This window comes from Priestia sp. FSL R5-0597, assembly GCF_038006305.1.
GTDB classification, from domain to species: Bacteria; Bacillota; Bacilli; order Bacillales; family Bacillaceae_H; genus Priestia; species Priestia zanthoxyli.
Genome location: NZ_JBBOUZ010000001.1, coordinates 2,246,661 through 2,265,387, shown reverse-complemented (window position 1 = coordinate 2,265,387; position 18,727 = coordinate 2,246,661). Strand labels below are relative to the sequence as shown.

19 protein-coding genes are annotated in these 18,727 nt (G+C 38.0%); 4 read left to right on the top strand and 15 right to left on the bottom strand.

Annotated elements, in window-relative coordinates:
• Nucleotides 1-2: 2 nt before the first annotated feature.
• Nucleotides 3-2,537, bottom strand: coding sequence for an AAA domain-containing protein (locus tag MKX72_RS11505; protein WP_033578940.1), 2,535 nt, complete (start codon nucleotides 2,535-2,537; stop codon nucleotides 3-5).
• Nucleotides 2,538-2,838: 301 nt separating this feature from the next.
• Here MKX72_RS11505 and MKX72_RS11500 point away from each other — a divergent pair, with 301 nt between their 5' ends.
• Nucleotides 2,839-3,876: a LysM peptidoglycan-binding and 3D domain-containing protein gene (locus tag MKX72_RS11500; protein WP_049164475.1), complete on the top strand. Its 1,038-nt coding sequence runs from the start codon at nucleotides 2,839-2,841 to the stop codon at nucleotides 3,874-3,876.
• Between the two features lie 20 nt (nucleotides 3,877-3,896).
• On the opposite strand, the gene MKX72_RS11495 is transcribed toward MKX72_RS11500, so the two are convergent.
• From MKX72_RS11495 to MKX72_RS11480, 4 genes are all read right to left on the bottom strand, one after another.
• Nucleotides 3,897-4,373 carry a GNAT family N-acetyltransferase gene (locus MKX72_RS11495; RefSeq protein ID WP_034266012.1) on the bottom strand — a complete coding sequence of 159 codons (477 nt, stop codon included), beginning with the start codon at nucleotides 4,371-4,373 and terminating at the stop codon, nucleotides 3,897-3,899.
• 2 nt (nucleotides 4,374-4,375) lie between these two features.
• On the bottom strand, nucleotides 4,376-4,582 hold the full coding sequence (locus MKX72_RS11490) for a zinc ribbon domain-containing protein (protein ID WP_016764047.1): 207 nt from the start codon (nucleotides 4,580-4,582) through the stop codon (nucleotides 4,376-4,378).
• A 165-nt stretch (nucleotides 4,583-4,747) separates the two neighbouring features.
• Nucleotides 4,748-5,569: an MBL fold metallo-hydrolase gene (locus MKX72_RS11485; protein ID WP_033578938.1), complete on the bottom strand. Its 822-nt coding sequence runs from the start codon at nucleotides 5,567-5,569 to the stop codon at nucleotides 4,748-4,750.
• A gap of 290 nt (nucleotides 5,570-5,859) precedes the next feature.
• Nucleotides 5,860-6,069, bottom strand: a complete 210-nt coding sequence (locus MKX72_RS11480) for a cold-shock protein (protein WP_340759554.1) — start codon at nucleotides 6,067-6,069, stop codon at nucleotides 5,860-5,862.
• Nucleotides 6,070-6,213: 144 nt separating this feature from the next.
• Here MKX72_RS11480 and MKX72_RS11475 point away from each other — a divergent pair, with 144 nt between their 5' ends.
• The gene (locus tag MKX72_RS11475) at nucleotides 6,214-6,663 is read left to right on the top strand and encodes a MarR family winged helix-turn-helix transcriptional regulator (RefSeq protein ID WP_033578937.1); all 450 of its coding nucleotides are present in this window, start codon (nucleotides 6,214-6,216) and stop codon (nucleotides 6,661-6,663) included.
• A gap of 63 nt (nucleotides 6,664-6,726) precedes the next feature.
• Here the strand turns inward: MKX72_RS11475 and MKX72_RS11470 are convergent, their stop codons facing one another.
• Entirely contained in the window at nucleotides 6,727-7,146 is a 420-nt protein-coding gene (locus MKX72_RS11470) for an organic hydroperoxide resistance protein (RefSeq protein ID WP_016764045.1), read from the bottom strand.
• 156 nt (nucleotides 7,147-7,302) lie between these two features.
• Nucleotides 7,303-8,511, bottom strand: a complete 1,209-nt coding sequence (locus MKX72_RS11465) for a DNA polymerase IV (RefSeq protein ID WP_033578936.1) — start codon at nucleotides 8,509-8,511, stop codon at nucleotides 7,303-7,305.
• Between the two features lie 164 nt (nucleotides 8,512-8,675).
• On the opposite strand from MKX72_RS11465, the gene MKX72_RS11460 reads away from it, so the two are divergent.
• The gene (locus tag MKX72_RS11460) at nucleotides 8,676-9,254 is read left to right on the top strand and encodes a DedA family protein (protein ID WP_014460178.1); all 579 of its coding nucleotides are present in this window, start codon (nucleotides 8,676-8,678) and stop codon (nucleotides 9,252-9,254) included.
• A gap of 48 nt (nucleotides 9,255-9,302) precedes the next feature.
• Here MKX72_RS11460 and MKX72_RS11455 read toward each other — a convergent pair whose 3' ends face one another.
• Genes MKX72_RS11455 through MKX72_RS11440 form a run of 4 tightly spaced genes read right to left on the bottom strand, consistent with a single transcriptional unit; the run spans nucleotide 9,303 to nucleotide 13,064 of the window.
• Nucleotides 9,303-9,782 carry an RNA polymerase sigma factor gene (locus MKX72_RS11455; RefSeq protein ID WP_028413409.1) on the bottom strand — a complete coding sequence of 160 codons (480 nt, stop codon included), beginning with the start codon at nucleotides 9,780-9,782 and terminating at the stop codon, nucleotides 9,303-9,305.
• A gap of 16 nt (nucleotides 9,783-9,798) precedes the next feature.
• Complete coding sequence (locus MKX72_RS11450) at nucleotides 9,799-11,808, bottom strand: DUF6449 domain-containing protein (RefSeq protein ID WP_034266003.1); 2,010 nt, start codon at nucleotides 11,806-11,808, stop codon at nucleotides 9,799-9,801.
• Complete coding sequence (locus MKX72_RS11445; RefSeq protein ID WP_028413411.1) at nucleotides 11,783-12,682, bottom strand: ABC transporter ATP-binding protein; 900 nt, start codon at nucleotides 12,680-12,682, stop codon at nucleotides 11,783-11,785. The genes MKX72_RS11450 and MKX72_RS11445 overlap by 26 nt, the downstream gene beginning before the upstream one ends.
• Nucleotides 12,675-13,064 carry a GntR family transcriptional regulator gene (locus tag MKX72_RS11440; RefSeq protein ID WP_013083081.1) on the bottom strand — a complete coding sequence of 130 codons (390 nt, stop codon included), beginning with the start codon at nucleotides 13,062-13,064 and terminating at the stop codon, nucleotides 12,675-12,677. The genes MKX72_RS11445 and MKX72_RS11440 overlap by 8 nt, the downstream gene beginning before the upstream one ends.
• Before the next feature lie 344 nt (nucleotides 13,065-13,408).
• Here MKX72_RS11440 and MKX72_RS11435 point away from each other — a divergent pair, with 344 nt between their 5' ends.
• Nucleotides 13,409-14,281, top strand: a complete 873-nt coding sequence (locus tag MKX72_RS11435; RefSeq protein ID WP_013083080.1) for a selenium metabolism-associated LysR family transcriptional regulator — start codon at nucleotides 13,409-13,411, stop codon at nucleotides 14,279-14,281.
• Between the two features lie 35 nt (nucleotides 14,282-14,316).
• Here the strand turns inward: MKX72_RS11435 and MKX72_RS11430 are convergent, their stop codons facing one another.
• From MKX72_RS11430 to MKX72_RS11415, 4 genes are all read right to left on the bottom strand, one after another.
• Nucleotides 14,317-14,523: a hypothetical protein gene (locus MKX72_RS11430; protein ID WP_162200721.1), complete on the bottom strand. Its 207-nt coding sequence runs from the start codon at nucleotides 14,521-14,523 to the stop codon at nucleotides 14,317-14,319.
• A 120-nt stretch (nucleotides 14,524-14,643) separates the two neighbouring features.
• Nucleotides 14,644-15,843, bottom strand: coding sequence for an MFS transporter (locus MKX72_RS11425; protein ID WP_340759539.1), 1,200 nt, complete (start codon nucleotides 15,841-15,843; stop codon nucleotides 14,644-14,646).
• A 219-nt stretch (nucleotides 15,844-16,062) separates the two neighbouring features.
• On the bottom strand, nucleotides 16,063-16,440 hold the full coding sequence (locus MKX72_RS11420) for a PH domain-containing protein (protein ID WP_028413413.1): 378 nt from the start codon (nucleotides 16,438-16,440) through the stop codon (nucleotides 16,063-16,065).
• Between the two features lie 64 nt (nucleotides 16,441-16,504).
• Nucleotides 16,505-18,652 (bottom strand): YhgE/Pip domain-containing protein, encoded by a 2,148-nt coding sequence (locus MKX72_RS11415; RefSeq protein WP_155008121.1) that lies wholly within the window; start codon nucleotides 18,650-18,652, stop codon nucleotides 16,505-16,507.
• Nucleotides 18,653-18,727 lie beyond the last annotated feature (75 nt).

The window sequence follows — 18,727 nt, the reverse complement described above, 5'->3', positions numbered from 1 at the left end:
AGTTACAATAGATCTCTAGGCAAAACTTCTTTTTTGCAAGATGGACAACATGCGTAGACGCCTTTATTTTCATCATACTCTACGTTCATCGGCTGCTTGCATGCTCTACATACAGCATGTACGTAGTTTAAATATTTTTCCACTAATAAACGTGTTGCCCCACTTGTTTTCCCGCAATAATAGCAAATAAACCTTACTTTTCCTTTTTTTGTTATCTCTACTTCTCGCATATGCTGACAGGATTCACAGCGATCCCAGCTACGAAGGTAATTACTCAAAGAATATTGTGGTTTATTTGTTTCTATATACATTTTTGTTTCTTGATTTCTTGTTTTATCTTCTGTAAAATCAATTGACCGAATAAGCTGTTTAGCGCCTAGCTTTGACTCAATTCTAGCTGCCATAAACGCTTCATTTTTTCCGCCGTAAGGCATATTGATCCATATAGTGGATTCATCGATGATAAGCAGTGACATCGGAACAGCAGATGAAATGACGTGAGCACCGTCAATTCGAACTTCTTTTGGTTCACGAGTAAGAACGGTCACTTCACCTTTAAATGAATGTAACATCTCCCGTATTTCTTGAGGAACAAGCGAAGCATAAGGAATACACAATAAAATCTGCTGCCGAGCTTGATATAAATCTTTTTTTAACTGACTGCTGTTCGATGGATGGTACCAAATCAATTTCCGATGCTGAATGACTTCTTTTAAAAATTGCTGAGGTTGGTATACTTTTTGATTTTCGTTAAAGTGGTTGACCAACTTCCAGAACGCTCGCTCCTTTGGTACACGCTGCTGGACAAACGACTCGTCTGAAAGCATCATAAATTTTCCTTTTGAACGCGTCACCGCTACATTTACCAATCGGTCGCTATTTTCATTTGTTAAAAGTAAACCTGGTTTTGACTGCGGCTTTGTATCGACCGTATCAAAAATCATGATATCTCGTTCCGCGCCTTGAAATTTGTGTACGGTTGCTGCGATTATATCGCTGGCTGGTTCAATATCTTGAAGAAATGCATTAATCAATTTAGCTTGAGACTTATAAGGAGTCACATAGCCAATAGTAGCCGAAGAAGCTTTGCGTGCCCGCAGTATCAAACTTACCGCCAAAACAGCTGTTATCACATTATAGCGTGAACCGGAAGCGACATCTCGCATAGCGGAAGAATGCAACTGACCAATGTTAAGCATAAGCGCTGCTTCATGAGCAAACGGCCGGCTGCTTGCTACTACTTCTCGACTTGTTGTGACAGATGGATGATCCCCTACTCGATTGCTGTAAATATAGCGATTTGTAAAAGCTGAGATATCTTTATGCATTCTTCTTTGCTTTTTCAACATAAAAAGATGCGGATGGATCTCACCGCTTTCTACTTGCTCTACAAGACCCGTCTGCTCAAATAAATCTCGCTGCAGCCACTTCTTCACTTCAGCATGAGAAGATTGAGATACCGGGGGAAGCTGTTTAAAATCGCCGCATACGACAATTCGTTTTCCTAACGTAGCTGCAAAAGCAATTTGCGGTGCATATGCCATGCTAATTTCGTCTACCACAACCATATCAAATTCACTTTGATAAAGTAATCGGTCAATAGCCGCTTTTGATAAAGTAGTGCCTACAATATACGCTTGATCAAAAACATTTTTCTCCGCTTCAATCCACTTGTTACGAAGGGCGTTTAGCTTTTTATTAACTTGCTGAAGCTGGTGAGCTCTATTGGGATACCTGCTTAAGTAAACTCGTTCTTCTTGCAAATCACGCATCTCCTGAGCTAAATCCGGATCATCTTCTCCAATGACTTCTTCTACTTTTATATTTTCTAAGCCGCTGCTTTTTGTTGCTCCGTATCGAATGAGTTTTCCTTTTTTCCAAGCTTCTTTCTTTTTTAACTGACGTGCAGTTTCTTGCAGCAAACCGTCCACCGCTGCATTACTGTGAGATAATAAAAGGACACGCTTTGATTTCCGGTAATAGCTTGCCGCGATTTTGGACAGCGTATATGTTTTCCCTGTTCCAGGAGGCCCCCAAATATAAGTAGTACGGTTATAACGCGCTCGCAGCAACACTTCATGAAGAGCGTTCTTAGACGTATACTCTTTATGGCGAACAGGACTATCGCCTCTCATAAGACGTTTGATTCTTACTATTTTTTGCTTATAGTCTTTTGCTTCCGTCAGTCTATCAATGAGCGCCTGCAATAATTCCCATGGTTCGTTATATATATCGAGTTCGTCTACTTCTTGTCCAATAAACGCATCTATTTTAAGGTACAAATCAAATCCTTCCGTTCCGATAACTTCTCCTTTACTTTCTTTATGCTGGTGGACAAGGCGTACCTGAGCTCCATCAAAAAGGTATAAATCGGCTGTGCGTTCAAACCGGTAAAGATACGCATCTCCCTGCTGCCCTAAGTACTCTCCTTTTCCTACCGTATACTTTTCTCCGCCGTGTTTCTTCATATAATTAATCTCAATTGAAAGTGCGCGCACCCATGCTTTTAAATATGAAGAGATAGAGCGTTTTTCCATAGATGTCTAACTCCCTTTTTATCCGTTCATTTCTAACTTGTCTATTCTATCATGTCATTTGAATATAGCATAGCTTCTTTCTTCTTCATTTTTATAAAAGCAGAATACCTTTTTTACTAGTCTATCTCTCCAGACAAATTAAGACTTTTTTCATCATAATCGTAAAAAAACTGCGTTTTTTCTATATTTTTAGACGTATTGTTACAAACTTGTAATATAAAACCTACCATTTTGTCATGAGTTTGTTACATATTGCTGATAGAATAAGAGACAACTATTGGAAATAAAGGAGAATTATTAGATGAAAAAACACATTTTTACATTAGGGGCCACAGCTTTAGTATCAATTGGAATTGCAGACGCAGCATCGGCTGACACAGACACGCATAAAGTAAAAGCTGGAGAAACGTTATTCAGCATCTCACAGCAGCATAATGTAACAGTTGAGGACTTAAAAAAGTGGAATGGTCTTTCTTCCACACTAATTTATGCAAACCAAACATTACAAATTGGATCTACATCTACTGACTCTTCATCTAGTTCAACTCCAACTACAACATCTTCAAATCATACATATACAGTAAAATCAGGTGACACGCTTTATCGTATCGCTAAAAACAACGGTACTTCTGTACAGCAGCTAAAAGAGTGGAATAACTTATCTAGTCATTTAATTTATGTGAATCAAGTATTAAAAATAAACGGAACAGGAACAGTTTCATCATCACCTTCAGCACCTGTACAAGAAAAAACAAACGAAACGCAGGCATCCCCGGCTCCTAGCAACAGTAAAAGTTATAAAGTTCAGCCTGGAGATACAATGTGGAGCGTAGCACAGCGACACGGCATTTCAATTTCTCAATTAAAACAGTGGAATAACTTATCGTCTAATACGATTTACATTAATCAAGTGCTACAAGTAGGCGGACAAGCTGCAGCTCAGGCGAAACCATCAACGCCATCACCTGCTACTCCTTCAACACCGTCAACTTCAGCACCGTCGACTTCAACGCCGGCACCTGCTCCAGCGCAAGAAAGTAAGTCGGTTTCGAAAGAGATTACGGTTGAAGCAACAGCTTATACTGCTTACTGTGCGGGCTGCAGCGGAATCACTGCTACAGGCATCGACCTAAGGTCAAATCCTAATCGAAAAGTAATTGCAGTTGATCCTCGCGTGATTCCATTAGGTTCTCGCGTATACGTAGAAGGTTACGGAGAAGCAATTGCTGGAGATACTGGCGGTGCCATTAAAGGTACTCGCGTTGATTTATTTATGGCATCTCAAAGCTCAGCTTTAAATTGGGGACGCAAAACGGTAAAACTTCAAATTTTAGATTAATCATTAAAAGCAGAAGCGTGTTAGTCGCTTCTGCTTTTTAATTTCTTTTCAAACATAATCATATCGATAGCTTGCAGGCCATTCTCGTAAATCGGTGGAACGTACTGCAAAAAGAAATTCTTTTTGACACCGCTTTGATAAAAGCCTGCCTTTTTATAAAATGCTATGTTTTCAAGACTGGAGTCCGCTGTTCCTACAATCATTTTAGAATATTGGTTACGTTCATACAGTACTTCTAACTTTTTAATGACTTTGCTGCCGATTCCTTTTCCTCTGTATGCTTCTTTTAAACCGATATTCTTTACTTCTACTGCCGACTCCTCTTCATCGGTGAGGCACTGCACAACTCCTATCTCCTTCTTTTCATACACAATGGTAAATAAGGAACCTTCATTTATATACGACTTCACTACTTTTTCGTCTTCATCCCCTATTAATAGCAGGTTTAAATAGGAAGCGTGCCGGTCTTTATCAATTTCAATAAGGTCGATACTCATTTTCATCCTCCAAAAAATAAGTCAATAATATTGCTGCCTCTTGAAGATGATTTATTATATAGCTCTGAATACCCGCAGCTCGTGCAATATACCACAGTAAATTGATTGTGCTGAACGTCTAAGTATCTAGACAGCCCCGTTCCCGTTGTAGCAATTTCTTTTGTTTTTGCTTCTGTATGTCCGCATTTTACACAACCGTTTTTCCCCATTGTCATACTCCTTTACAAATAAAATAACTTCTTATTTATATAAACGGATATAAAAGGAAAAAGTTTCATTAAATTGATAAATAAAGGAAAGTAAGAAACCGCATCTCCAACAGAAGATGCGGTTTCTTACTTTTAATATCAACGGGATGACTGTACACTCGATTTCTATAACAGCAATTCTCTTTTCATAATTTCAACGTTTTTCTGATGACATTGTGCCGTGAAATCAGATGGGAATGCCAATTTGTCGTTTAGCTTATCAAGCGCTTCTTTACTGTCTTCTTTCACTGCAGCTTGCAGTTCATCTAAATAAGAGCTGGCCATCTCCACTCGTCTTTGAATTTCAGCTCGGTGATGTGTCGTTTTTCCGTGTCCGGGAACTAGTGTTAGATTTTGGTACTTAGCTAAAATGTGTCGCGCAGTAGCAAGAGTGTCGCGGTAATCGTTTACACTTTCATATATGTACGGATATTCAAAGTCCGATAAATAATCCCCTGCGATCCATATTGAATTATCGACAATCATAAATAGTCCATCGTTTGTATGACCTTTTGCAAAATAACAGGTAATAGATGTTTCACCTAAGGTAATGTGCTGTTCATTTTCGGTTACCACAATATCCAGCTCCGGGAATATAATATCATGAGATCTTTTTATATAATAGTCATGATCAAACTGCTTAATCATTTGAACTTTTTCTTCTTTGTCCGGATGATTTTTTAAAAATTTGCTGCCGATAAAGGTGGCATTTAATTCTAAGAAAGCGCCATACCCAATGACATGATCAAAATCTCCGTGAGTAAAAAATACATACAGCTTGCGATGATTTAAGATCTCTTGAACATGCTGTTTAATTTCATTAATTTCGTGAGGAAGCCATGTTGGATCAACAACAATCACACAGTCTTTTGTTTCAATCACTGCAGATGTTGTTTGAAATAGCGCGCTTTCAAAAACCGTCATTTGCTCCGTTTTGTATTGAATCATAGAGAACAGCTCCTTATTTTTTCTATCACCCTTATTATAGCGGAAATAGAAAGATAAGGGCGCGTATGACGGTTTATAAAACGAAACTATGCAAGATGTGATAAAATGCGGAACCAGCCAAACCATGAAATCCAAATAGGAATACTAAATAAGGTTCCCCAAAATAAACCTTTCAAAAAGTTCCCTTGATTCATTCTGATATTCCTCACCTTCATCATATGTTGGTTCTTAGTCTAGCTTACCTTAATGAAATTTTAGTGAAAAATAAAAAAGAAGCAGCTGCTTCTTTTTTATTTATTATAAAATTGGTGGTCGTACTTAATTTTCGGCAGCTCGCGTACTTCCTGCGACATTCCTGTTCCGCAAATCGGACAGTTATAATCAACCGTAACAAAATCTTCTCTCATCCACCCATTACATGATTCAGATTGACACGCATATACAGTCGTATCCATCATTTGATCTACTTCTTCTTCTACGGCTTTTTTTGCAAAATACATGTGCACAGCTCCCTTTTTTTCTTAGTATATGTAAAATTCCCATTTTTTATTTACAGCTTGATCACTTTTTCATCCAGCGTTATTGGACACCCCTATTTAATTGTGTATAATTAAATAAAAAGCAATAGACTGGAGGCAACATGAATGGAACAACTTTATAAGCAGCTGCAGCTAGAAAATCAGCTTTGTTTCTCAATTTACGCCACGTCTCGAGAAATTACAAAGGTGTACAAGCCGCTGCTCGATAAATTAGGAGTAACCTATCCGCAGTATTTAGCCCTTCTTGTTTTATGGGAACATGAAACACTCAGCGTGAAAAAAATGGGCGAACTTCTGTATTTGGATTCAGGCACCCTTACTCCTATGCTAAAAAGAATGCAGGATCAAGAATTAGTGATTCGTGAGCGTTCTCATGAAGATGAACGCGTTGTTTTTATTAGTTTAACCGAAAAAGGAAAAAAATTACGTGATAAAGCTTGTCATATTCCAGAAGAAGTTTTTAGCATGACAAATAAGTCACAGGGAGAATTAGAAAAGCTGAAAGAAACGCTGCAGGAGTTACTGAAATCACTGCATACGTACAATCAAAAATAGACCATATAAAATTGCACATAAAAAAAACGCCTGGATTTCAGAAAAATCCAAGCGTTTTTTTATTTACTCAACCGTTGTATTTAACGTTACGTTAACATTTCCGCGTGTTGCTTTAGAATACGGGCAGAATTGATGTGCATCTTCTACTAGCTTCTCAGCTACTTCTTGTGAAACGCCTTTAATATGAGCGTTTAACACCACGCCAATTTTGAATCCATCATCAGTGTGGTCTTTTAGTAGACTTACTTCTGCAGTAATAGACGAATCAATGTCTTTTTTTTGTTTTTTAGCGATTAAATTTAAAGCGCCGTCAAAACAAGCAGAATACCCTGCTGCAAACAGCTGCTCGGGATTTGTTCCTTCTTTTTTGTTATTTGGAGAAGGATTTACAAGGGTTAAATCAATAATACCATCATCTGATTTAACTCGACCATCTCGGCCTCCAACCGCTGTTGCTTTAGATGTAAATAGTGCGTCTGACATAAGATCACCTCATAGATTATTTTATGTAATTTCATTGCAGACAATTAAAAAAGTCGCAATCAAATTCATTTTGTAATCACTTTGATTACCGTGATAGTAATGTACTTCCCCTTCTATAATGAGTGTAAACCTATTATTTTATACAAAAAAAGAGAGTTACCTCTCTTCTTTTCCTCTTTGTTTTTTTAAACCGCTTTGAATAATGTTATCTCCATATTTTTCACGCAAACTTTCGACCGCTTTGTATAAAGGCTCTTTTTTTGCTTGTTCTCCGTATGTAAACAAATCCAACTGTTCTTCTTCTTGAAGCTGGTGACTCACTTGAAGAGCAGCTACGCCCAATAAACGAATCGGTTCTCCGTTCCAATGCTTTTGAAATAATACCGCACTGTAATGAAAAAGATCGTTTGGCTCGCTAATTGTTTTAGAAATAGTTTGGCTTCGAGTAATAGTTTTAAAATCACTATATCGTATCGTTAACTGAATCGTTTTGCTTACAACTTTTTTCGCTTTCATACGAGAACTCACTGAGTGCGATAGTTTATTTAAAATAGGCAGAACTTCATGTTCATCTACTGCATTTTGAGATAGCGTCGTAGAGTTTCCAATTGATTTAAACTGTGATTGGCGATCAGGGTTCACCTGTCGATCATCTTGGCCCCACGCTCGGTCTCTCATAACTTCTCCTTTTACTCCGAGAGTTTGTTTAAGAAGACCGGGAGCGGCATTTGCTAGATCACCGATCGTCACCACCTTAATCGCATTTAGCTTTTCAGCTGTCTTCTTACCGATTCCGTGCATTTCCTCTACGGCTTTTGGCCAAAGAACTGTTTGGACATCTCTTTTTCGAAGAACGGTAATTCCTAAAGGTTTTTGCATATCACTTGCCGTTTTGGCTAAAAATTTATTCGGTGCGATTCCAATTGACACAGGAATTTGCAGCGTCTGTATTAAATGCTGCTGAATGGACTTTGCTATGTCAAGAGGAGAGCCTAATTCAGCACAGTTTGTAATATCCAAATAGCCTTCATCAATTGAAGCGGGCTCTAAAAGAGGTGAAATGGTTACTAAATAATCAAACATGTTTTTGGACACTTGGCGATATAATGGAAAATTAGGCTTTATAACAACCAGCTCGGGGCATTTTCTTTTCGCTTCCCAAAGAGGCATAGGCGCATACACTCCGCGTTTACGAGCAATATAGTTACAGGTTACAACAATTCCTCTTCGTTCTTTTGGATTGCCAGCAATAGCAAGAGGCTTATCTTTGAGCGTATGATCATGTGCGGTTTCAACAGATGCATAAAAAGCATTAGCATCAATATGAAGAATAACTTTGCCGTTTTTAGGGTACATCATTTTCATACTATCACCTCTTTCTGTATAATTAATCCCCGAAAGAAGAACGTACATTCTTATTTATTATAACTCTTTTTTCCTAAGTTGTGCGTACCTATACTTTATTTTTATTTTGAGCGAACACTGTGTGTCACTCTCTCGTATTCTAATGAAGAAAGGAGGAAGAAAACGTGATTGATCAGCTTATCGGAGCCATTAACCAATTAGGCTACGGATATTTCTTTTTTATCATTTTAGTCGGAGCCAACCTTACTCCTATTCCTGACCCGGTATATATTATGCTTGCAGGCAGCCAGGCTACGTCTCCATCCGTTCAGTATATTCCAGCTTTTATACTTACCTACAGCGGCATGATGCTTAGCTTATACCTCAAGTTTTTGATAGCCAGTCTTTTTTCAGCTCAGGCGCTTGCGCTATTAAAACGCCCGCGATGGGAAAAGAATGTCATGAAAGTTGAGCGAACGATTCAAGAATATGGATCTCACGCCATCATCGCAAGCTACTTTTTACCAGGAATGCGACATGTGATGCCTTTTTTTCTCGGGGCAAGCGGAATGAAGCATCGTCATTACATTAAAGTCTCATTTTCTTTTGGTTTCATTTGGACGCTGGCTTTATTTATTTTCGGTTCCTTTTTTAATACGACATCTTCTTATACTGATGTGATTGAGATCACTTTAGCTTTTTGTGCGATCAGTTTGATTATCTATGCCGTCCAAAGAAGAAAAATACGAAAAAAACAGCAGTAGTTTGTGTAAAAAAGTTCTTTTTCACAAACTGCTGCTGTTTCATTTATATTAAATGACTTCATTATATCCCTTCACAAAGTATTTGCGCGCGCGGTAAAGAGCTGATTTTAACGTAGTCATCTGCATATTTAATAACTCGGCAATTTCTTCATATTTAAATCCTAATCCATATTTTAATAGAAGCAAATTGCGATACTTAGGATTCAATTGATTTAAAATCGCCTGACATTCAGCCGCTTCTTCATTTCTGAGGACCTGCTGAATAGGCGTATACATAACGGGTTCTTCTTTGTAAGAAGACGTATAGCGGTCTTTCACTATTTTACGCCTTCCTAAATCACAGCGTTTATTTAATGCGACGCGAAACATCCAAGCTTTTATTTTTTCAGGATCGACCATTTCTTGTTTTTCTAAATATTTTAATGCTACTTCTTGCGTAATATCTTCGGCGTCTTGTCTATTCACACCATTTTTTAATAAATAAGCCAGCACCTGATTTAAATAATCTTGTAATTCCTCGCCGCACATAATAAGTTCTCCCTTGTTATTTTAGTTTTTCTTTTAGTTCTGCTGGCAGTTCATTTTCATTCAACATATAAATCTGAGGAGTATCTACTTGGTCTTTGTAATAAAAAGCAACAAGATAATCTCCCGTGTCTCGTAAGTTCGCATGTTGAAGAAGTGTTTCTACCTGCTGATTGTTTTTTACTTTAATTGCTTTCTCATCCTTCATTAGAGATGTAAACTCTTCTTGAAGACGATAATCGTTTTTAAGATGAGAAGAATTTTTAAACACTTCGGTTTTTTCTACGTCCTTTGGCATGAGACGAGCACGTTCATATAAACCCTCTTTTTTCAGCCATGCTTCTACTTCGCTATAAGACTTATCCCAAGATGCAGTTTGTACATACTGTCCTTTTCCATCCATAAACTCAATTGAAGCCCAGCTTTCTTTTGTGCTATACATTTCATCAAACGTTTCGTTCATCATCGACTGTTTGACTACGTGTATAAGTTCTTGTACTTTATCTGGATTTGTAATGTTGATTGAATTTGACTTTCCTTGAACAGAAAAACTCACGCTTTTAATTTTATCCGTGTTTTTTGTTCGTAAAAGCGGATGGAAATTTTCTTTGTATTCTTTTGTTTCTGCAATTTCTTTATAAAAAGCTTTATAGTCTGAAAATGGAATAAAGTATTCTCGGACCATTTGTTTTCCATTTTTTAATTTATAAGCAAATACAGCCATTTTACCGTTTCTGCTTTCTATTTCACTTTGTTTATCAGGATCCAGCTTCTTATCTTTAGATGCTGTAATTTGTTTTTGCAGCTGACGAACACTCTGAATCGTTTCTTTACTTGTATAGTAATATGGAGCTTCATAATAGCCATTCATTCCATTTGCATAGTTTTCAGGTTTATCAGTCAATGGATATATATCTTCATCAAAATATACACTTTCAATCTCTGAAGCTGCCGGTACTTTAGTAGAGTAGCCAAATACATCTAAATGAATGATAAAGCCAACGATAGCTGCGGCTATAACAAAGCCTAGATACCCTTTCCATTTCGTAAAGATCCGCCACGTTTTATTTAAGATAATTTGAGCAACTATATAACCTATTAATGAACCAATAATATAGCCCACGACCATCCATGAAAATTCACCTTTCATGCTAATAAAGTAAAATCCGCCTAACATGAGTGAACAAGCGGTTACTCCGTATACGAATACCGGTTTTAACCAGCTAACTGAAATGGTTTGCGTAGCAGCTTCTACTTTTCTTTTTTGGTAGGTGATTAAAGCAATGATGTAAAATAAGACAATGAGTCCAATATAAACAAATGCACTAGTAGAAAAGCTTTTATGAGCTACCATTTGCGCTACGTGTGAAAACGGAACAAGGCTGTCAACATTTTTGTTCACGTAATAGTCATACGCATAACCGTACCAGTAAAACTTTACATTAGATATAGCTAAATAAGAGATTCCGCCGGGTAGAAGAAATAGAACATATAAAAAGATTCCTTGGAGGACAGACATTCCGGTGAACATTCCCGCTAAAACAGTTCCAGTCAGCACAAATAAGTTAATTAAAATACTGTAACCGACCCAGCTTAGAACATCTCCTGTTGTATAAACATCCTCAACGGTTAAAACTCCTTTAACGGCAAAAGTAACGACTCCCGTAATTAAAATAGGAACAACTAAAACCAACGCGCCCAGAAGCATATTTTGATGAAACAGCGTAGAACGCTTAATTGGTAAACTATGAATATAGTCAGCCGCAATCTTCGTTTGGATATATCTAAATAGAAAAATACCAAGTAACACTGGTACAACAAACATAAACACAAATTCCAGCCCATCCAATACGTTAAATAGCGTATCTGGTTTTTCTATATAAGGCTCTACCTTTCCTGTGAAAGTGAAAATCAGTTGTAAAGGTAAAGCGAACAGCAGTACTAGCAAGTATACAAGCCCAATCCATCCCACGTTTCTCATGGATTGAATCCACATGCCGCGGTTAAACGATGATGTTTTCGATTGCATAACCCACATCCCCCATTTCATAAATAAAGATTTCTTCCAGCGTAAGTGGCAAGATGTCAAAAATTAAAGGCTTATACGATCGGACTTTGTTGACTAAGTGATTTTCTTTTCCTCGAACAATACAAAGCAAGACGCTTCCTCGTTTTTCTTGATATAAAATGTCTAGCGTGTCATAAAGCGCTAGCGGCACATCTCCTTCGAATGCAACTTGAATTTTGTGCACATCAGACTTTAAATCATCCAGCTCTTTTTCAATTAATAATTGACCGTGATGCAAGATGCCTACATGATCACAAAGATCTTCCACTTCTCGCAGGTTATGTGACGAAATTAAAATCGTCATTTCCCGTTCTGCTACGTCTTGAACAAGAAGGTTTTTGATTTTTTGACGCATTACCGCATCTAAACCGTCGAGCGGCTCATCTAAGATAAGTACATCAGGCATAGCAGACAGCGCTAACCAAAATCCTACTTGACGCTGCATTCCCTTGGACATTCTATGTACCTTTTTATGTAATTGAATTGGGAAAGCTTCTTTTAATTTTTGGAACCGTTCTTCGTTCCAAGTCGGATAGACGCTTCTATAAAAAGACGCTAATTGCTTAATCGTTGTTTGAGGGAAAAAATAAAGAGAATCTGGCATAAAAATAATACGTTCTTTTAAACCAACGTTTTCGAATACTTCCTCGCCGTCTATGGCAATCTTTCCGTGATCCTGCTTGTAAATACCTGCAATGATTTTTAATAGCGTTGTTTTCCCTGCCCCGTTGGAGCCAAGCAGTCCGTAAATAGATCCTTTTTTTATAGAAAGCGTGACGTCTCTTAGAGCTTCCATTTCTTCAAACTCTTTTTTTATCGCCTTCAGTTCAATCACTATCGCTTCCTCCTTTTACTGCTTTTTCAGCCTGTGAAATAAGTGATAGAATTTCATCTTTGTCCATTCCTAAATACATAGCTTCTGCCAACAGCTTTACTAATTCTTCTTTCATCTTTTTCACCTTCTCGTTATTTAGTGTATCAACTTGAGGCGTTACAAAACTTCCTTTGCCTGGAACTGAATAAATATAGTTTTGATGTTCTAGTTCACGATACGCTTTTTGAATTGTATTTGGATTAATCGTTAATTCTTTTGCTAACAGCCGAACAGATGGAAGCTTTTGATCAGCCTTAAAGACTTCATGAATAATAAGCTCTTTCAATTTATCTACTAATTGCTCGTATATCGGCTTACGACTACGAATATCTAAATCGAACATAGTCTGCCTCCCTTCATCTACCCAAAATCATGATGTGTGTACTAGGTGTATTAACTGTATTACTTGTCGCATTACAGTTAATATTATAGTATGTTTTCTGGAAAAAACAAGTACTTTTTTTACTTTTGTTACAAATAGATGACAAAAAAGTGTTTAATAGCTTTATAGATGAAACAAAAATAACTGTAAACAAATTGCGCAGGCTGCCTTCGTTGCAAGCTAACATACTCCTTTAAGTCAGCACCTTGTTTTACTTTTCTTAACCAAGTGCCCCTAGTTATTACCATAATAATGTTTTATAATGTTTATAATTAATTTTTTTAATATAAAAGGAGCCATACTCTATGTATTATGATGCGTTAAAGACGTTTGTTTCTGTTGTAGAAGAGCAAAGCTTTACAAAAGCTGCGGAAAAATTAATGATTTCACAGCCAAGCGTAAGCGTACACATCAAAAATCTCGAAAAAGAATTTCAAACTTCCCTGTTCCTGCGTTCACCTAAAATGTTAAAAATCACACCCAGCGGCGAAATTTTATACGATCGTGCTAAACAAATGATTCAAATATATGAGCATACGAAACGAGATATTTACGAACACCATCACCGTGTCAAAGGAATGCTAACGATTGGCGCCAGCTTTACAATTGGCGAATATATTCTTCCTTCCTTTTTAGCAAAGCTTCGTGAACAATATCCTGATATTGATGTAGAAGTGACGATCGGTAATACAAAAGAAATTGCTCAGCTTGTTCGTCATTTCAAAGTGGATGTAGGGCTTATTGAAGGTCACACGGAAGAGTCCGATTTACATATTCAGTCCTTTATGGACGATGAGCTTGCCATCGTTGCGTCAGTGGATCACCCTTTGGCTCAGCTTAAAAAAGTAGAAATTGATGATTTACAAAATCAGCGGTGGGTAGCGCGTGAAAAAGGCTCTGGAACAAGAGAATATTTAGATCACGTTCTAATGTCCAACGGTTTAAAAATGAAAAGCATGCTAACGATCAGCAGCAATCAAGGAATTAAAGAAGCGATTGTTCACGATTTAGGAATGTCTGTACTCTCGCTTTGTGCTATTAAAGAAGATGTAGAACAAAAGCACCTATCGATTCTCAATGTTAACACCGCTCCTTTTAAGCGCCGCTTTTCTTATATCTATCCTGCTAACAGCGCTCATAAAAAAGTAGCGGAGCTTTTTATTCAGCTTTTAAACTAGGGAATGAAATTAAGACATAACTAAATTACTTCAATCTAAAGACTAAAGTAGCTAGTATAAATTACTTGCGACACCGCAGTTGATTTCCGTGCAAGACTTCGCTTTCCGCGGGCGTCCGTTGAGCCTCCTCGTCGCTTTCGCTCCTGCGGGGTCTCACCTGTTCCGCTTTCCCGCAGGAGTCTCCGTCTTGCCCTCCAATCAGCTGCTAGAAGGAACGAAACAGATGAAACTATGTTCACCATAACAAAAAAAACGAACCACTAATCAAACATGTTGATCAATGGTTCGTTTTTCACTTGGGCTAAAATCCTTTTGTACCGGCCTCTTTTTTTAAATCAATAGCTATATGTCTTTACATTTTCTTAGTGAACGTGCGTCTGCTGAGCCGGCATTTTTGATAAACGAACAGCTAAGAAAAAGGCTGTTGTAAGAAACACACCAATTAGAGCAATCACACCTTTCCAGCCGTACGCGCTCCAGCATAATCCAGCCACAGTCCCTCCAATGCTCGATCCTGCATAGTAAAAAAACAAATACAAAGACGAAGCCTGCGCTTTGTCATGCGTTGCTCTTCTTCCTACCCAGCTGCTGGCGATGGAGTGACTTCCGAAAAAGCCAAACGTCAGCAGCAAAAGCCCGGTAATTTTTATCCATAAAACGGGATGCAGCGTAACGATTGAACCTATAAGCGTAACAGCAATCGTACATAACAGCACCTTTTTCCGACCGTATCGATCCGCCAGCGTCCCCATCCAGACTGAGCTGAATACTCCTACAAAGAAAATGATAAAAATAAAACTTACAAGAGTATGATTCCAAGAATACGGAGGAGCAGATAAAGCGTATCCAATATAATTGTATAAAGCTACATTACTTCCAAGCAGTGCAAAACCAATAGCAAAAAGACAAAGCATCCCTTTATCTTGAAGATGACTGCGAAGAGAGCCGGTAAGCTGACGAAGTTCAAATGACCGAGAAGTAAAGTTCTGTGAATCAGGCAAGTTCATAAAAAAAACAAATGTGGCCAATAAGCTGATTACGCTTACAACATCAAGAGCTACAGACCAGTTAAAATACTCCGTGAGCACTCCTGTCATAAGTCTTCCCGCTACGCCTCCAAAGGCGTTTCCGCTTATATAAATCCCCATCGCTTTTCCTAAACTTCCGGGTTCAATTTCTTCTCCTAAGTAAGCCATGGCCACAGAAGGCAACCCTGCTAACACGATTCCTTGAATAACGCGAAAAATTAACATTGTTTCAAAGGTAGAGCTAAATGCTGTCATGATGCATAGCAATGACGCAAAAATTAACGATAGGCCCATCAGTTTCTTTCGTCCCCACACTTCCGACAAAGAACCTAAAAAAAGCATACTAACCGCAAGCGTGATGGTCGTTAACGAAAGAGATAAACTCGCAAATGCCGGAGATATCCCAAATTCTCTAGAAAATTCAGGTAAAATGGCCTGTGTACAATATAAAATTGAAAATGTGTTGAAGCCTGCTGCAAAAAGCGCAACATTTGTTTTGCGAAAAGCCGATGTTCCAATTACGGTATAGCTCACAGTTGGTCACTTCCTTTTTTCTCTAAAAAAAGCATATCACGGTTTTTTTATTCTGTATAATTCATTATGTAAATCGTTTTCATGCATTTCGGTAATGAGTAAAATGACAATAGGAATGGACAACAGCCTGAGTATTTTCAAACGACTGTATGCAAGACTGCTATGCTTTCTTGCTTTACACACAAAAAAAATCGAGCCAATTTTTCATGGCTCAACTTTTTAATTCAATACATAAGATGCTAATACTTTTTGCACGTCGTAAATGCTTTTATCTTTACGAAATTCTTTTGAAATCGGCGCGCTAGAACCAGATACCCAAATATTTAATTCGGCATCTAAATCGAACGTTCCAGCCGTTTCTACGCTAAAATGTGTAATCGTTTTATAAGGAATGGAATGATAATCTGTTTTCTTTCCCGTCACTCCTTGTTTATCAACGATAATTAAACGTTTCGTCGTAAACACCATTAAATCGCGAATGACTTTATACGCTTGTTCCACTCGCTCGTTGGCAATTAAAATGTTTTGTAAATCTTTTTCAGTTCCTCTTATATCTGCTTCTGATGCATTTCCTAATAGTCCATCTAATATACCCATGCTTATCACTCCTTTCTATCTACACTACCGCATTTTGTTCTGTCTGAAAACCCAAAACGTTTTTTTAATGAATTAATTTACTTTCACGCGCTTTTTTTGTTAATTTTGCACTCGTTTTACTAAGAGGCTTATGAAGAAAAATGCCAACGAGCAGCACGCCAAGCCAAATGCAAAGAAGAACCGTAACGTCTTTTCTTACAATATCCGCTAACATGCCTCCTACAACTTCTCTCATCATGCTTATTGCGTAGGTAAATGGCAAAAACGGATTGAGTGCTTGAAAAAAAGCAGGCACGACTTGAATCGGAAATGTACCGCCTGCAGCGGAAAGCTGAAGTACAAGCAAAACAATGGCCATCGCTTTTCCTGCATTGCCAAATATCGCAACAAGCGTATAGACAATAGTCATAAACACGAAGCTGCACAGCAAGCCTAAAAAGATAAAAGGCACTTTGTCTACGACGTACGTTTTGATTAAAAATAAATCGCCTAGCGTCACAATAAAAGCTTGCACAAGAGCAATAGACAAAAACGTTAAAAGTCTTCCAAGATAGACTTCATAGCTTTTGAACCGCTCTTCATCCGCTACTTCTACGCTTAAAATTGAAACTAACAGCAAAGCCCCGACCCACAAGCAAAGCGTTGTATAAAACGGTGACATAGCCGACCCGTAGTTCGGAATGGGATAAAGTCTTTCTTCTTTTAAAAGAACCGGTTTAGCAAAAAAATCACTTTCTTTTTGTACATCATTTTTTAACAAATTAATAATATCTTCAATGTTTTCTTTTCGCTGAAATTCGCGTATTTTATCCGCTATATTGTGCACGTTTTGTTCAATTCGCGGAAAGTCTTTTGCTATTTTCGCAAGCTCCTGCTGTCCGAGCAAAATGCCACTCGCTGTTTTAGACAGCACGTCCGAAACATCCGGCATGCTTTTATTAGCTTCATCAAGCAGTGCGTTTGCGCTTGCTGTTTTATCTTTCGCTTCTTTGATAGCTTGTTCAATAGCCGGCACAATCGTAGAAGAATACGAATTCGTTAACGTATTTAATTTAGAAACAGCTTGGTCGGTGCGAGAACTGAATTTCTCAAGCACACTTGGATCTGGTGCATCTCCATTTTTTGTTTGCTGCTGCAAGTCGTTTACATCCGACAGCTGCTGCTGTAAAAGCGTATGTACACTTTTTATTTGATTAATAACCGGTGAAAGAACGTTCCCTTGAGACACCGCATTTAAATCCGTAAGAAGCGTAAGGATCTCTCCTGTGTCAGCAACTTGTTTTGTTAACTGCACTTTTAGCTGTTCCGCTGCTGTGCTGACTTCAGCCGGCGCGATATCTTTTTCCATCAGCTGATTCTTCAAATCTTGAACTCCGAGAGCTCGTTGTTGAACACGGTGCAGCGTTTCACTGATCGTTGGCTCAGCGTTTTTTAACACTTCATCGCTTTTAGTTAAAAAAGTGTTTAGCTGCTGAGTCATCTGTGCGCCGTCAGCTGTTAATCTCTCTACTTCAGGAAGAGCGGCCTGAGCTTTCGATACAATAGCTCCAGCTTTTTGAGTGGTGTCATTCGCTTCATTAATTACTTTTTTAATTTCAGGAAGACGATTTTCAAGCTCAAAAATCCGTTGTTCAACTTGTTGAATGGTCGGTAAATCCCGCTGCAGGGTAATACCTAGTTCGTTAAAAACAGAAAAAATGGCTCCATTCGCTGTTTTGACGAATTTTTCACTAATCTGTTGTGTTAAGCTGCTGGCTCCTTTACTTGTAATTTTAGGCGCTACGGCGTTTATTTTTTCGTTTACTTTGTAAATAATGACCGGCTTTTCCAAACGATCTTGAAGAACGGTACCAAGCTTTTGTGAAAAATCTTTTGGAATAACAATACTTGCATAATAGTCTCCGTGCTTTACTCCGTGATCAGCTTTTTCTTTGGAGACAAACGTCCATCCAAGCGTTTTATTTTTCTTTAACGTTGCAATAATATCTTTTCCCACGTTTACGTGCTGCCCTCTTATCGTAGAACCTTCGTCTTCGCTCGTTACTGCAATGGCAATACCTTCAGTCCGCCCGTATGGATCCCAAGATGCTTTTATATTAAACCATGCGTAAAAAGACGGCAGAATCATAAGCGTCAGCACAATGATAATCATCGCCCAATTGGTAAAAATCCTTTTTAAGTCACGCGTATAAATATAAACAGTATTTTTCATATGTCCCACCCAGTTTTATTATTACAAGTTAGCTTATCCATGTTCGAAGAAACATATTTCTGATACTATAGAAAA

Coding starts and splice junctions, on each gene's coding strand:
- MKX72_RS11505 (WP_033578940.1), bottom strand. CDS start 2,537: ATGGAAAAACGCTCTATCTCTTCATATTTAAAAGCATGGGTGCGCGCA.
- MKX72_RS11500 (WP_049164475.1), top strand. CDS start 2,839: ATGAAAAAACACATTTTTACATTAGGGGCCACAGCTTTAGTATCAATT.
- MKX72_RS11495 (WP_034266012.1), bottom strand. CDS start 4,373: ATGAGTATCGACCTTATTGAAATTGATAAAGACCGGCACGCTTCCTAT.
- MKX72_RS11490 (WP_016764047.1), bottom strand. CDS start 4,582: ATGGGGAAAAACGGTTGTGTAAAATGCGGACATACAGAAGCAAAAACA.
- MKX72_RS11485 (WP_033578938.1), bottom strand. CDS start 5,569: ATGATTCAATACAAAACGGAGCAAATGACGGTTTTTGAAAGCGCGCTA.
- MKX72_RS11480 (WP_340759554.1), bottom strand. CDS start 6,069: ATGTATTTTGCAAAAAAAGCCGTAGAAGAAGAAGTAGATCAAATGATG.
- MKX72_RS11475 (WP_033578937.1), top strand. CDS start 6,214: ATGGAACAACTTTATAAGCAGCTGCAGCTAGAAAATCAGCTTTGTTTC.
- MKX72_RS11470 (WP_016764045.1), bottom strand. CDS start 7,146: ATGTCAGACGCACTATTTACATCTAAAGCAACAGCGGTTGGAGGCCGA.
- MKX72_RS11465 (WP_033578936.1), bottom strand. CDS start 8,511: ATGAAAATGATGTACCCTAAAAACGGCAAAGTTATTCTTCATATTGAT.
- MKX72_RS11455 (WP_028413409.1), bottom strand. CDS start 9,782: ATGTGCGGCGAGGAATTACAAGATTATTTAAATCAGGTGCTGGCTTAT.
- MKX72_RS11450 (WP_034266003.1), bottom strand. CDS start 11,808: ATGCAATCGAAAACATCATCGTTTAACCGCGGCATGTGGATTCAATCC.
- MKX72_RS11440 (WP_013083081.1), bottom strand. CDS start 13,064: ATGTTCGATTTAGATATTCGTAGTCGTAAGCCGATATACGAGCAATTA.
- MKX72_RS11435 (WP_013083080.1), top strand. CDS start 13,409: ATGTATTATGATGCGTTAAAGACGTTTGTTTCTGTTGTAGAAGAGCAA.
- MKX72_RS11430 (WP_162200721.1), bottom strand. CDS start 14,523: ATGGTGAACATAGTTTCATCTGTTTCGTTCCTTCTAGCAGCTGATTGG.
- MKX72_RS11420 (WP_028413413.1), bottom strand. CDS start 16,440: ATGGGTATATTAGATGGACTATTAGGAAATGCATCAGAAGCAGATATA.
- MKX72_RS11415 (WP_155008121.1), bottom strand. CDS start 18,652: ATGAAAAATACTGTTTATATTTATACGCGTGACTTAAAAAGGATTTTT.